The organism is Paraburkholderia sp. GAS41, assembly GCF_050436545.1.
Lineage (GTDB): Bacteria > Pseudomonadota > Gammaproteobacteria > Burkholderiales > Burkholderiaceae > Paraburkholderia.
The window spans coordinates 74,475-87,259 of the sequence record NZ_JBNDMK010000020.1; the positions used below are offsets into that span (position 1 = coordinate 74,475).

Consider the following 12,785-nt stretch of genomic DNA (forward strand, 5'->3'; position numbering starts at 1 on the left):
CTCGACTTTGCCAGGGGAAACGGAGAGGTGACGCCGGAAGCGTCAGTAGAACGTCAATCTCTCGACACACGACCCGGTTGCATGGCACCGAAGTCGCGCCAAAGCGCCCGCTACGCGCGCCCCAGCAGGTTATCGACGCCGTAGGCGTGCGCCAGACTGGCAAGGCCAGCCGGCAGATTGACGACTTCGAGCGCGGCGCCGCGCGCCTGAGCGGCGCGCTGCCATGCGATCAACACGGCGAGCGCCGACGAATCGAATTGCGCGAGCGGCGCGCAATCGACACCGGATGCGCCCGCCGCGATACGCTGCAGCCCGGCTTCAAGCGCGGCTTTCGCGCTCGCGTGGGTCAGTGTCGTACCGGTTTCGAAACGGTCCGCCTGTGAGCGGACCCCGCCGTTCACCGCTGGGCTCACGACTGCTTGCCCGCGGCGAGTTGCTGGTTACGCTGCGTGAGGAACTGGATCAGCCCATCGACGCCGTGCTGCTGGATCTGCTCGTTGAACTGTTGCTGGTACGCCTGGATCAGCCATGCGCCGAGCACGTTGATGTCGTACACGCGCCAGCCTTGCGGCGTCTTGTACAGACGGTAGTCGAGCTCCACCGGCGAGCCGTTGTTCATCACCACCGAACGCACCACCGTGTCGGTGTCGTCCGGGTTCATGCGGAACGGCTTGTACTGGATCTCCTGGTCTTTGACCTGCGCCAGCGCGCCCGAATACGTGCGGATCAGCAGCATCTTGAACTGCTCGACCACGGCGTTCTGCTGGTCGGGCGTGGCGGTGCGCCAGTTGCGGCCCATCGCCAGTTGGGTCGTACGGCGGAAGTCCGTGTACGGCAGGATTTTCTCGTTGACGAGCTGGGAAATGTGGGAAATGTTCCCCTGCTGGATCGACTTGTCGTTACGGACGGCGTCCACCACCTGCTGGGTCACGGTCTTGACCAGCGCATCTGGCGCGCTGCTGTCGACCGCTTGCGCGAATGCCGCACTATTAAACGAAAACAGTGCAGCAAAAAACGAAATAAGGAAGAATTTTTTCATATTGAGCCTGACAGAAAGAATAGTGCAGTGCAAACCTTGGAGCCGACAATAACACGCGAGTTCATCCGCGATCCACGCGGAAACTGCGAGAGTCGTTTCGAGGTGTTACGGCTGCGCCCTCAACGTAATCTGAATGATGGGAAATTAAGCCGCGGCGGCACGACCTGATCGGCAGGCACCTGGTCGTTCTCCGGGCCGCCGTTCAGATCCAGCGGCGGCGAGCCGGAGGTATCGGAGGCCGGCGCCGCAGTTGCGGCGGTGCCGCCCGAAGCGCTTTCAGGTGCCGTTGCGTTGGCCGGCGCGGATGCCGCCCCCGGTGCGGAGGCTGCCGTCGTGCCTGCAGCCGGTGCCGCTGCGCTCCCCTCCACGTCGTCGTACTTGGGCAGCGCCGCGTTGTCGCCATAGTCCGGGAGTGCAGCATTGCCACCCGCCTTGCCTTGCGACAGCAAGTAAGTCCGGCGTTGCAGATAGGCGTTACGCACAAACGAATACTTGTCGAGCGCCGCGCCTTCCAGCACATCGCTCGCGCTCAGCAGGTTCGCCCGCGTGTTGACGATGTTGACGCCGTACAGCGCCCAGCTCAGGCCATCCGGATGAATGTAAGACAACGGATTGACGTAATAGGCGCCAATCGAGCCCACCGCGTCGCGCACGGTGCTCGGTCCGAACAGCGGCAGCACGAGGTACGGGCCGGCCGGCACACCATAGTGACCAAGCGTGAGGCCAAGGTCGTTGTCGTGCTTCGGCAGCTTCGCAAGCGTTGCCACGTCGAACAGACCGCCCACGCCGAACGTGGTGTTGATGACGATCCGCATGATGTCTTCGACACCATCGGTAATCTTCAACTGCAGCAGGTTGTTCGCGGCAATGTAGACGTCGCCGATGTTCGAGAAGAAGTTGGTCACGCTGTCACGCACCGGCTGCGGCATGACGTACACGTAACCCTTGGCGACCGGCTTCAACGCGTACTGGTCGACCTTGTCGTTGAACTTGAAGACGGTGCGGTTCAGCCCTTCGAGCGGATCGCCCTTCGTGGGGGTCTGAACGGTCGCACAACCGGCCAGCATCGCTGCACCGAACGCCAGCGCCGAGAGTCGGACGCGCATGGTCTGCATTGTTGTTCTCCTTATTGACCCGACGCGCCCGACGCGGGCACGGCCGGTGCCGGTGCCGCCGGCGCGGGGGCCGCAGCGGCTGCGCCAGACTTGGAGGCACCCGAGTCTGCCGCCTTGCTGTAGAGGAATTGTCCGATCAGGTTTTCGAGCACGATGGCCGACTGGGTCATCGAGATCGTGTCGCCTGCTTTCAGCATTTCGCTATCGCCGCCGGGTTCGAGGCCGATGTACTGCTCACCGAGCAGGCCAGCGGTCAGGATCTTGGCGGAGGTGTCCTTCGGAAACGGGTATTGCTTGTCCAGATCGATCGTCACCACGGCCTGGTACGAATTGCTGTCGAAGCCGATCGAGTCGACCCGGCCGACCGTTACGCCCGCGCTCTTCACCGGCGCGCGCGCCTTCAGGCCGCCGATATTGTCGAACTTGAGCTTGACCGGGTAAGTTGCCTGAAATGACAACGAGCTCATGTTGCCGGCCTTCAACGCCAGGAACAGCAGCGCTACGAAACCCAGCACCACGAACAGGCCGACCCAGAAGTCGAGAGCAGTCTTTTTCATCGTCATCCCAAAGAGAATCCATCGCGTCGGCCACACCTTCCGCGCGGCGCGGGCAATCCAATGCCCGCGGCGGGAGGCACGTCGCGCGGTTTTTTTAGCTGAACATCAACGCGGTCAGCAGGAAATCGAGGCCAAGCACGGCCAGCGAGCCGTACACAACCGTCTTGGTGGTCGCCCGTGAAACACCTTCCGGGGTTGGTTTGGCTTCGTAGCCCTGGAAGAGCGCAATGAACGTCACCGCAAAGCCAAACACGATACTCTTGATCACGCCGTTGCCGACGTCGGCCCAGACGTCCACGCCGCCCTGCATCTGCGACCAGAACGAGCCGGCGTCCACACCAATCATCAGCACGCCCACCACGTAGCCGCCGCCGATCCCGACCGCGCTGAAAATCGCCGCGAGAATCGGCATGGAGATAATGCCCGCCCACAAGCGCGGCGCGACCACGATCTTGATCGGATCGACCGCCATCATTTCCATGGCCGTCAGTTGCTCGCCGGCTTTCATCAAACCGATTTCAGCGGTGAGCGACGTGCCGGCGCGGCCCGCGAACAGCAACGCGGTGACCACCGGCCCCAGCTCGCGCACCAGCGAGAGCGCCACCAGCAGCCCGAGCGCCTGCTCCGAACCGTAGCGGTTGAGGGTGTTGTAGCCCTGCAACCCCAGCACGAAACCGACGAACAGCCCCGACACCGCAATGATCACCAGCGAATAATTACCCACGAAGTGGATCTGCTTCGTGACAAGACGTGGACGGCGCAGTAACGGAAAGAATTCCAGCACGAGGCGGAAGAAGAGCCGCGTCGCGTAACCGGCGGTCTCGAGCCCGCCGACCACCGAACGTCCGAGCGCACTGATCATGCCTGTCCCCCGCCGATGCCGAAATCTGCCGCAAGCGGCGTATTGCTGGGATAGTGGAATTTGAACGGACCGTCCGGCGCGCCGTCGATGAACTGACGCACCGTGGGATCGCTCGAGGCCCGCAATTCGGCGGGCGTGCCTTCGGCGTGCACGCCGCCGTTGGCCAGAAAATACACGTAGTCGGCAATCGCGAACGATTCCGGCACGTCGTGCGTCACCAGAATGGAGGTGGCGCCGAGCGCCTGATTCAGCGCGCGGATCAGGTTCGCCGTAATACCGAGCGAGATAGGATCGAGGCCGGCAAACGGCTCGTCGTACATCATCAGTTCGGGGTCGAGCGCGATGGCCCGGGCGAGCGCCACGCGTCGCGCCATGCCGCCGGAAATCTCCGCCGGGGAGAGATCGCGCGCGCCGCGCAGCCCCACCGCGTTGAGCTTCATCAACACGAGGTCGCGGATCAGTTCTTCGGGCAGATCGGTGTGTTCGCGCAACGTGAACGCCACGTTTTCGAACACCGACATATCCGTAAACAGCGCGCCGAACTGGAACAGCATGCCCATCTTGCGACGCAGCGCGTACAGGCCGTCGCGCGTCTGTGCGCCGATGTCCTGCTGCTGGAACAGGATCTGCCCGCGCTGGGCGCGCACGAGGCCGCCGATCAGCCGCAGTACCGTGGTCTTGCCGCACCCCGAGCCGCCCATGACCGCAACGACCTGGCCGCGCTTGAAGCGCAGGTTCAGGTTCGACAGGACGAGCCGGTCGCCATAACCGAAGTCGACGTCGCGAAGCTCGAGAAGGGTCTCGGAGGAGGAAGGCACGAAGCTGACGATCCTTTTACACAGAAGGCCGGATTATAGGGCCATCATGCAGAAGCTGCCGTGACGCGCCCTGTCCCCGATAGGCAGGGACCACGCGATTATGGCGTAAACCCGCGCTGCATCGCAGCGACGGATGCAGCGGGATCGGCCGCCTCCGTCACGGCACGTACAACGGCCGCGCAACCGACGCCTGTCGCCAGCACTTGCGGCAGCACCTGCTGGTCGATTCCGCCGATCGCCACCAGCGGTACGACGCCCTCGAGCAGGCGCACGTAACGGGCGAGCCGCGCGAGTCCCTGAGGTGCCGTAGGCATCACCTTGGTGGTGGTCGCGAACACCGCGCCGAGCGCAACATAGCTAGGCCGGAAGTGCAGCGCGGTGAGGATCTCGTAGTAGCCGTGCGTCGAAAGGCCGAGGCGCAGGCCCGCAGCGGCGAGCCCGTCAAGGTCGGCCTTGTGCAGATCTTCCTGACCGAGGTGAACGCCATACGCACCCGCAGCGAGTGCAAGTTGCCAGTGATCGTTGATGAACACCTGGGCATCGTGCGCGCGGCCCGCTGCGACGCAACGGGCAATGTCCTGCGCCAGTTCGCCCGGCTCGGCCGTCTTGCGACGCAACTGCACCGTCTTCACCCCAAACCCGACCACCCGCTCGACCCAGTCGGCCGTCGGCAGCACCGGATACAGTCCAAGGCGCTCCGGGCAGCGCGCGAACGCCTGCTGCGGAGCCGCCGGCAAGCCCATCACGCGCGGGAAACGGGACAGATCCGTGGGCCACGCGTCGTCGGACGAGGTTTCGTCGCCGTCGCGCCAGGCGAGCGCGAGCACCAGCGCGTCGTGCGGTGCGAAGCCGCAATCGAGAAAGGCCGCCAGCGCGGGAATCCAGTCTTCGGCCAGATGCCCTTCCAGCGGATAGCGCTCGCCGCCGAGATGAAGCGTCGCACGGCCCGCAGCCGCTTCGATCACGCCTGCGCCCTGCACCTGCCAGCGCGCCACCTGCTCGCCATGCTGCTGGGCATCGGCGACGACGATCAGATCGCCGCCGTTCGCGTCGTCCGGCGCAGCGAGGCAAATACGCCACGGCGCGTGGGTAGGCGGCCAGACGCCCAGCCGGGCGCGGATACGCTCAGCGGCTTCGGTCAGTTCGTCAGCGGGCGGCCAGAACAACTCGCGGCCGCCGAGCGGTGAGGTCGGCGTGAAAGTCAGGTTCATGCTGCGCTCCCGTCCTGATGCCAGAACGGCATGCCGACCACCGGCGTGCTCGCATGGGCGGTTTCGCGTTCGGCCATCGGCCCCGCCAGATACGCCTCGCGCCCCGCTTCGACGCCCAGCGCGAAGGCGCGGGCCATGGCGTCAGGATGGGTCGCCTGCGAGACGGCCGTGTTCAGCAGCACGCCGTCGAAGCCCCACTCCATCACCTGCGCCGCATGCGACGGCACGCCGAGCCCCGCGTCGACGATCAGCGGCACGTCCGGCAAGCGCTCGCGCAGCACCCGCAGGCCGTACGGATTGATGACGCCCTTGCCGGTGCCGATCGGCGCTCCCCACGGCATCAGCGCCTCGCAGCCGGCGTCGAGCAGACGGCGGCCGATCACCAGATCTTCGGTGCAATACGGCAGCACCTTGAAGCCGTCCTTCACCAGTCGCGCAGCCGCTTCGATCAGGCCGACCGGATCGGGTTGCAGCGTGTAGTCGTCGCCGATCAGTTCCAGCTTGATCCAGTCGGTTTCGAACACTTCGCGCGCCATATGGGCGGTCGTGACCGCTTCACCGACGCTCTGGCAGCCGGCTGTGTTCGGAAGGAGCGGTACGCCATGCCGCTTAAGCAGGTCGAAGAAGCCGGCTTCGGCGCCGCCTTCGTTCATCTGACGGCGCAGGGCGACGGTAATCATGCCGGGCTTCGCGGCATCGATCGAATCCGAGAGCGACTGCAGCGACGGATAGCGTGAGGTGCCGAGCAGCACACGGCTTGCGAAGGTTTCGCCGTACAGCGTGAGCGCGTCGGCGGGAGTGGGAGAAGTCATCTAAAAATCCTTGTCTCTGGCGATGCACGGCCGTCTGGCCGAGGCGTTCGCGCAGGCGTTCAGCTAGCCGCCGGCGACGGGTTGCACGATGTCGAGCTTGTCGCCCGCCTGCAGCGCGCGTGCAGCGTGCTGGGTGCGGGCCACGAAATCGCCGTTCAACGCAACGGCGAACGGTGGGCGCGCGCCGAAGGCGGCGAGCGCGTCGGCGACGGTCGCCCCATCCGGGAGCGACAACGGCTTCTGATTGATATGAATGTCCATGGTGTTCAGATACGGTTCAATCGATAGCGCAAATAACTAGCCCGGCGGCGGCTGCGCAAGCAGCCGCAACGCTCATGCCGGCTCCTGCGAGCAATCCTGTGGGTCGAGCCGGGCAAGCTGAAACAGCTCGCTCCAGCGGGCATTGCGCTGCCAGCCGGCAAAAGCATCGGCATCGCCGACCCGGCCTTCGAGCAGCGCGGTCGCGAAGCGGACGGCCTCGTCCGCGACTTCCGGCACGATCATGTAGCCGTGGCGGTACAGGCCGTTCACGCGCAAGGTCTGCGCGCCATCCCACACCAGCGCCGGACGGTGGTCCGGCAAGGTCGGGCGGCACTGCGAGTTCAATTCGAGTATGCGCGCCTCGCCAAAGCCCGGATGCACCGAAAACGCCGCGCTGAGCAATTCCAGCGCGGAGCGCACGCTGACGGGCGACATGTCCTCGCCTTCCACTTCGGTGGCGCCGATCACGTAGAGATCGTCCTGCTTCGGCGCGATATACAGCGGGTAACGCGGATGCAACAGGCGCACTGGCCGCGTCAGTCCGATCCCGGGCGCATGCACGCGGGCCACTTCACCGCGGATGCCGCGCAAGGTGGGCAATACCGTCTTGGCGCCGAGCCCGCGGCAATCGATGGTCACGCGCGCCGGCGGCATGGCGTGATCGAAAACCGGCGTGTTCCAGTGTGTCTCGACACCACGCTCCGCAAGCCCAGCAGCCAAAGCGCTGAGCACCTGACGATTGTCGAGCTGGCCTTCATGCGGCAACAGCCAGCCTTGCGTGAAGCGGCCCGCCAGCGCCGGTTCCGCGGCGCCGACCTGGTTGCCCGACAGCGTGACAAAACCGCCATCCAGCAGATCCGCAGGCGCGTTCGAGCGCACGCGGCGTTCGAACAGCGGCGCTTCCGTGCGGTCGGCGTGATGCCAGACCACCAGCGTGCCATTGCGTTGAAAGAACACGGGTTCGGGCAACTCGGCCAGCAGCTTCGGCCAGCTGTCGAGCGAGGCAGCGCCGAGGCGCGTGATGAGCAATTCCGCGCTCGCCGCTTCGGCAAGCGGCGCGAGCATGGCCGCCGCCACCCACGCGGCGGCTTGCGAGCCGGCAGCGTCGCCCCGCTCGTACAACACAACGCGGTGTCCCGCACCGGCCAGGCGCCATGCGACCAGCCGGCCGCACAGACCACCGCCGATCACGGCGAAATCCGGTTGAGCAAGCTGCTTCATCGCCAGACTACCGGCACGTACAGAGCGGCGGCATAGGCCGCGAGGGGGCGAACGAAGCAATAAACTGAAGAATGAGCGGTCATCGTATCCTTTCCGTACGGCATCAGGCGCACGTACCCAAGGACGAAACCGGCGGGCGAGGCCGGCCGGGCAAATGGCGCGCCCAGTGTGAAGGACGCTGCCCGGCGGGAGAATGGAAGCGAAGCTGGAAGAAACGCTGACTTCCGGAAACTTCCCGCGCCGGTATTACCCGGATCGGGTGCGAAGGGTCTCTCTCAGCCTCACCGCGGCGTGTTGCCCGCGCGCAAAGCACCCCTGTTTCGTCGAGAGTCATTAGACCATAAAAGGCGCGACGGCCGCAAACCGAGGGCAGCGCAGGCGCGAGGACCGCCGATTGCTGCAGCCACGCCCGACGCTCTGGCACAATGCAACGATCGGACGCCCCCGCCGTGGGTGCGGCGTCTTGCACCTCACGCGCGGTCGTCGCTTGCCCGGGTTTTACGCGATTAATTTTCGCTTAAGCCGTTCGCGCCAGAATCGGGCGACGGGTATCCGGCGGCAAGATCCAGCCGCAATCGCAATTTCGCCGTGGCGCGGACTCACTATTCACCGAGCCATCTGGGCCCGGTCGTGGTGAGCCAGCCCAAGTTGAGCCAGCATTACTTCAGGATGGTCATGACACCCAATACTTCTTCTGCCCGCCCGCTAGAGCCCGACGACAAAGTCTCGGCGTGGAGTCTGATCAAGCCCTACTGGGTCTCTGAAGAATGGAAGATCGCGTGGGGACTGCTGATTACGATCATCGCGATCAACCTCGCCAACGTGTGGTTAAGTGTGAAGTTCAACACCTGGAACGGCGACTTCTATAACGCTTTGCAGGCCAAGAACGTTCACGACTTCCCGCACCTGATGGTGGTCTTCTCGGTCATCGTGTTCGCGATGATTATCCTGTTCGTGTATGGCCGGTACTTGCGTCAGATGCTCGGTTTCCGCTGGCGCCAGTGGCTGACGCACCGGTACCTTGAAGAGTGGCTCGGCGACGCCGCCTTCTATCGGATCGAGCGCGACCGCCTTGCCGACAACCCTGACCAACGTATCAGCGACGACCTGCAGTCATTTGCCACCAGCACGCTCACGCTGACACTCGATCTTCTGTCGACGGTCGTTACGCTCATTACGTTCGTCACCATCCTCTGGGGACTGGCCGGTTCGCTAAGCGTGACGCTCGGCGGCGTGCCGCTCGTCATTCCCGGTTACATGGTGTGGGTCGCCGCGCTCTATGCGCTGGGTGGCTCGTACATGATCTACAAGCTCGGCCACCCGCTCGTTTCGATTACCTACCAGCAACAGAAGGTCGAGGCAGATTTCCGTTTCGGCCTGATCCGGGTGCGCGAAAACGCTGAACAGATCGCGTTTTACGATGGGGAAGCGACCGAACGGGCCACCGCGGGAAATGTCTTCCAGCGCATTCGCGATAACTGGTGGCGCGTGATGAAGTACACCAAGCGCCTGAGCTTCGTACTGAGCTTCTATGCCCAGATTGCGATTATCTTTCCGATCGCAGTTGCCGCGCCGCGGTACTTTGCCGGAGCATTCACATTCGGCGTGCTGATGCAGATCCAGAACTCGTTCGGCACCGTGAGCGATTCGTTCTCCTGGTTCATCAACAGTTACGGCAGCCTTGTCGATTGGCGGGCTACGGTGAATCGTCTGCGCGAATTCAATCGCGTCATCCGCGCCTCGCATCTGAAAGAGACCACCTCGCCGGCCACCGCGCATGGCGGCATCAATCTGCACTACGTCGACGAGGACAAGCTCTCCACCGACCGCCTGTCGCTCTGCTTGCCGAACGGCACGGCCCTCTCGCAGATCCGCGACATCACCATCCAGCCCGGTTCGCGCTGGCTGGTACGCGGCCCGTCCGGCTCGGGCAAGAGCACCTTGATGCGCGCGCTGGCCGGGCTGTGGCCGTTCGGCGACGGCGCGATCGACGCGCCGGTCAATGCGCGCATGATGTTTATTCCGCAGCAGAGCTACATGCCGATCGGCACCTTGAAAGGCGCGCTCTGCTACCCGTCCTCCGCCGACGCCTACACCGAGGACGAATGCCGCGAAGCGCTGCGCGTGTGCCACCTTGCAGACTATGCGGACCGCCTGGACGAATCGGGCCACTGGGCGCGTGTTCTGTCGCCGGGTGAACAGCAACGCCTCGCCGCCGCGCGGGTCTTGCTGCACAAGCCCGACTACCTGTTCCTCGACGAAGCCACCAGCGCGCTCGACGCCGCGAACGAGGCGCGCCTCTATCACCTGTTCACCGAGCGTCTGCCCAAGGCCGCGATCGTCAGCGTGGCGCACCGCGAATCGCTCGCGGCGTTCCACGAAGAAACGCTCGATGTCGAGCGCTCGGGCGAACCGGTCGCGGCATGAGCGCGAGGGCGTGCGACGGTGTGGCGTCGATGCGTGTAACGCGCAGACGCCGCTCGCAAGAACTTTGCACACCTGAAGTCTCGCGGATGCGGCGTTCCCCGGCGTAACGCTCCGGCCTACCCGCCTGGCGACGACGTGCTTGCCAACGCCCGGTAACGCGCCCCGTGCCGGGCCAGCGTGCTCGAGTAAAGAATCAGCGACTCAAAGCGCGCCAGCAGATTCACGGGTGTGTCCGCCGGGTGCCCGGCGGGCCCCGCCTCGCGGCCGAAGCGTGCCAACGTGATATGCGGCCGGAAGGCCCGGGCGTCGACGGGCAAGCCTTGTTCGATCATCAACGAGCGCACGCGCCAGTCGAGTTTCACGAACTCATCGGTCATCGCCAGTGTCGCGACCGTCAGGCGCGGATGCGCGGCGCTCGGCCAATGTTCGACGTGCATCACCGGTGTGGGCGTGAGCGGAATGCCATGTTCGCTCAAGGCCTCGGCCAGTGCGCCGCCCTGCTCGACACTCAGCGCGCCAATGAACGTCACCGTCAGATGCAACTGTTCGTATGGCACGCGCCGCGCGTTTGCCGACACCTGAATAGCGCTGAGCGCATCACGTGTCCCGACATCGGGCGCCAACGCGATGAAGCAGCGCTGCCATCCCTTGATCGCCGCTGAATCCGGTAAATCCGTTGATTGCATCGTTTGTCACCATCCGTGGTTGAAACGTGTGCTTTCGTGAGATGACTTCGGGCGCCGTACCCGGCACTCTCGCTTGCACGTGCAGCCCCTACCGCCGCATTTGACCGCGTAGCTCGCCCAACGCAATATTATCCGCGCCCCCGATCGCCTTCGCCCGCCAAGTAAAAAGCCGGGTCGCCCTCACGGGCGCCCGGCTTTGGGTACTGCCTTGTCGTCTCCACCTCGTCCTGCAAACGGTTGCAGTTCCGCCACGCGGCGCGATACTCGCCGAAGACTTAGCGCGGCAGTTCTGACTGCCCCATCAGGTACGCGTCCACGGAGCGCGCGCACTGGCGCCCTTCGCGAATCGCCCACACGACCAGCGACTGGCCGCGGCGCATGTCGCCCGCAGTAAACACCTTGTCCACCGACGTGTAGTACGCCTTCTCACCTTCGGTCGAGGCACGCACGTTGCCGCGGTTGTCCTTGTCGACGCCGAACGCTTCCAGCACCGGCGAAACCGGTTGCGTGAAGCCCATCGCCAGCAGCACCAGGTCGGCCTTCATTTCGAATTCGGAACCCGGCACTTCCTGCATCTTGCCGTCCTTCCATTCGACGCGCACGGCAATCAGCTTCTCGACCTTGCCGTTCTTGCCCTCGAAACGCTTCGTCGCCACGGCCCAATCGCGCTCGCAACCTTCTTCATGCGAGGACGAAGTGCGCAGCTTGATCGGCCAGTACGGCCACACCAGCGGCTTGTTCTCTTCGTCCGGGGCCTTCGGTAGCAATTCGAACTGCGTGACACCCTTCGCGCCGTGACGATTGGAGGTGCCGACACAATCCGAACCCGTGTCGCCGCCACCGATCACCACCACATGCTTGCCCTTGGCGAGCAACTGGCCGGTGAGCTTGTCGCCGGCATTGACCTTGTTCTGCTGCGGCAGGAATTCCATCGCGTAGTGGATGCCTTCCAGTTCGCGGCCCGGCACCGGCAAATCGCGCGGCGTTTCTGAACCGCCCGTCAGCACCACTGCGTCGAACTGCTCTTTCAGTTCGGCCGGCGTAATGGTCTCTTTTGCCGTATTGCCGATGTGCCCAGGCAGCGGATCCTTACCGATGAACACGCCCGCGCGGAACGTCACGCCTTCGGCTTCCATCTGACGCATGCGGCGGTCGATCAGCCACTTTTCCAGCTTGAAATCGGGGATGCCGTAACGCAGCAGGCCGCCAATGCGATCGTTCTTTTCGAACACGGTGACATCGTGCCCCGCTCGCGCGAGTTGCTGCGCAACCGCGAGGCCCGCGGGGCCCGATCCGACCACAGCGACCTTCTTGCCCGTCTTGTGCTTCGCCGGCAGCGGCGCGACCCAGCCCTCGGCCCACGCCTTGTCGATAATCGCGTGCTCGATCGACTTGATGCCGACCGGGTCGTCATTGATGCCGAGCGTACACGCCGCTTCGCACGGCGCCGGGCAAATGCGGCCCGTGAACTCCGGGAAGTTGTTCGTGGAGTGCAGCACTTCGATCGCGGTCTTCCAGTCCTGATGAAACACCAGGTCGTTGAAGTCCGGGATGATGTTGTTCACCGGGCAGCCGTTGTTGCAGAACGGAATGCCGCAGTCCATGCAACGTGCGCCTTGAATCTTCGCTTCGTCGTCGGCCAGTGCCGCAACGAATTCCTTGTAGTGCTTCACACGCGTGAGCGGAGCTTCGTACGTCTCATGGCGACGTTCGAACTCGAGAAAACCGGTTGCCTTGCCCATGTGGTTCTCTTATCTATCGGTACAGGTGGGGGAA

At 64.3% G+C, this 12,785-nt stretch carries 13 protein-coding genes and 1 riboswitch; of the genes, 1 reads left to right on the forward strand and 12 read right to left on the reverse strand.

What is annotated here, in order from left to right; genetic code table 11:
• Positions 1 to 110 precede the first annotated feature (110 nt).
• The 10 genes from P3T43_RS24610 to P3T43_RS24655 all read right to left on the reverse strand — a co-directional run bounded on the left by P3T43_RS24610 (position 111) and on the right by P3T43_RS24655 (position 7,896).
• The gene (locus tag P3T43_RS24610; RefSeq protein ID WP_429283650.1) at positions 111 to 413 is read right to left on the reverse strand and encodes an STAS domain-containing protein; all 303 of its coding nucleotides are present in this window, start codon (positions 411 to 413) and stop codon (positions 111 to 113) included.
• The gene (locus tag P3T43_RS24615) at positions 410 to 1,039 is read right to left on the reverse strand and encodes an MlaC/ttg2D family ABC transporter substrate-binding protein (protein ID WP_429283651.1); all 630 of its coding nucleotides are present in this window, start codon (positions 1,037 to 1,039) and stop codon (positions 410 to 412) included. Before P3T43_RS24615 ends, P3T43_RS24610 begins: the two co-directional genes overlap by 4 nt.
• A 119-nt stretch (positions 1,040 to 1,158) precedes the next feature.
• A complete protein-coding gene (locus P3T43_RS24620; protein WP_429283652.1) occupies positions 1,159 to 2,154 on the reverse strand; it encodes an MlaA family lipoprotein in 996 nt (331 codons plus the stop codon).
• An 11-nt stretch (positions 2,155 to 2,165) separates the two neighbouring features.
• The gene (gene mlaD / locus P3T43_RS24625; protein ID WP_429283653.1) at positions 2,166 to 2,711 is read right to left on the reverse strand and encodes an outer membrane lipid asymmetry maintenance protein MlaD; all 546 of its coding nucleotides are present in this window, start codon (positions 2,709 to 2,711) and stop codon (positions 2,166 to 2,168) included.
• A gap of 94 nt (positions 2,712 to 2,805) precedes the next feature.
• Positions 2,806 to 3,573: a lipid asymmetry maintenance ABC transporter permease subunit MlaE gene (mlaE, locus tag P3T43_RS24630; protein WP_429283654.1), complete on the reverse strand. Its 768-nt coding sequence runs from the start codon at positions 3,571 to 3,573 to the stop codon at positions 2,806 to 2,808.
• On the reverse strand, positions 3,570 to 4,391 hold the full coding sequence (locus P3T43_RS24635) for an ABC transporter ATP-binding protein (protein WP_429283655.1): 822 nt from the start codon (positions 4,389 to 4,391) through the stop codon (positions 3,570 to 3,572). Before P3T43_RS24635 ends, mlaE begins: the two co-directional genes overlap by 4 nt.
• 98 nt (positions 4,392 to 4,489) lie before the next feature.
• On the reverse strand, positions 4,490 to 5,602 hold the full coding sequence (thiE, locus tag P3T43_RS24640; RefSeq protein WP_429283656.1) for a thiamine phosphate synthase: 1,113 nt from the start codon (positions 5,600 to 5,602) through the stop codon (positions 4,490 to 4,492).
• Positions 5,599 to 6,414, reverse strand: coding sequence for a thiazole synthase (locus P3T43_RS24645; RefSeq protein WP_429283657.1), 816 nt, complete (start codon positions 6,412 to 6,414; stop codon positions 5,599 to 5,601). The genes thiE and P3T43_RS24645 overlap by 4 nt, the downstream gene beginning before the upstream one ends.
• A 63-nt stretch (positions 6,415 to 6,477) precedes the next feature.
• Positions 6,478 to 6,675, reverse strand: coding sequence for a sulfur carrier protein ThiS (gene thiS, locus P3T43_RS24650; RefSeq protein ID WP_429283658.1), 198 nt, complete (start codon positions 6,673 to 6,675; stop codon positions 6,478 to 6,480).
• A 72-nt stretch (positions 6,676 to 6,747) separates the two neighbouring features.
• The gene (locus P3T43_RS24655) at positions 6,748 to 7,896 is read right to left on the reverse strand and encodes an FAD-dependent oxidoreductase (RefSeq protein WP_429283659.1); all 1,149 of its coding nucleotides are present in this window, start codon (positions 7,894 to 7,896) and stop codon (positions 6,748 to 6,750) included.
• Between the two features lie 215 nt (positions 7,897 to 8,111).
• A riboswitch (TPP riboswitch) is annotated at positions 8,112 to 8,223 on the reverse strand.
• Positions 8,224 to 8,571: 348 nt separating this feature from the next.
• Here P3T43_RS24655 and P3T43_RS24660 point away from each other — a divergent pair.
• Positions 8,572 to 10,323 (forward strand): ABC transporter ATP-binding protein/permease, encoded by a 1,752-nt coding sequence (locus tag P3T43_RS24660; RefSeq protein ID WP_429283660.1) that lies wholly within the window; start codon positions 8,572 to 8,574, stop codon positions 10,321 to 10,323.
• 116 nt (positions 10,324 to 10,439) lie between these two features.
• Here P3T43_RS24660 and thpR read toward each other — a convergent pair whose 3' ends face one another.
• Both thpR and P3T43_RS24670 read right to left on the reverse strand, forming a co-directional pair.
• Positions 10,440 to 11,009, reverse strand: a complete 570-nt coding sequence (gene thpR / locus P3T43_RS24665) for an RNA 2',3'-cyclic phosphodiesterase (protein ID WP_429283661.1) — start codon at positions 11,007 to 11,009, stop codon at positions 10,440 to 10,442.
• 275 nt (positions 11,010 to 11,284) lie between these two features.
• Positions 11,285 to 12,751: a glutamate synthase subunit beta gene (locus P3T43_RS24670; RefSeq protein WP_429283662.1), complete on the reverse strand. Its 1,467-nt coding sequence runs from the start codon at positions 12,749 to 12,751 to the stop codon at positions 11,285 to 11,287.
• Positions 12,752 to 12,785 lie beyond the last annotated feature (34 nt).

Coding starts and splice junctions, on each gene's coding strand:
- P3T43_RS24615 (WP_429283651.1), bottom strand. CDS start 1,039: ATGAAAAAATTCTTCCTTATTTCGTTTTTTGCTGCACTGTTTTCGTTT.
- P3T43_RS24620 (WP_429283652.1), bottom strand. CDS start 2,154: ATGCAGACCATGCGCGTCCGACTCTCGGCGCTGGCGTTCGGTGCAGCG.
- mlaD (WP_429283653.1), bottom strand. CDS start 2,711: ATGAAAAAGACTGCTCTCGACTTCTGGGTCGGCCTGTTCGTGGTGCTG.
- mlaE (WP_429283654.1), bottom strand. CDS start 3,573: ATGATCAGTGCGCTCGGACGTTCGGTGGTCGGCGGGCTCGAGACCGCC.
- thiE (WP_429283656.1), bottom strand. CDS start 5,602: ATGAACCTGACTTTCACGCCGACCTCACCGCTCGGCGGCCGCGAGTTG.
- P3T43_RS24645 (WP_429283657.1), bottom strand. CDS start 6,414: ATGACTTCTCCCACTCCCGCCGACGCGCTCACGCTGTACGGCGAAACC.
- thiS (WP_429283658.1), bottom strand. CDS start 6,675: ATGGACATTCATATCAATCAGAAGCCGTTGTCGCTCCCGGATGGGGCG.
- P3T43_RS24655 (WP_429283659.1), bottom strand. CDS start 7,896: ATGAAGCAGCTTGCTCAACCGGATTTCGCCGTGATCGGCGGTGGTCTG.
- P3T43_RS24660 (WP_429283660.1), top strand. CDS start 8,572: ATGACACCCAATACTTCTTCTGCCCGCCCGCTAGAGCCCGACGACAAA.
- thpR (WP_429283661.1), bottom strand. CDS start 11,009: ATGCAATCAACGGATTTACCGGATTCAGCGGCGATCAAGGGATGGCAG.
- P3T43_RS24670 (WP_429283662.1), bottom strand. CDS start 12,751: ATGGGCAAGGCAACCGGTTTTCTCGAGTTCGAACGTCGCCATGAGACG.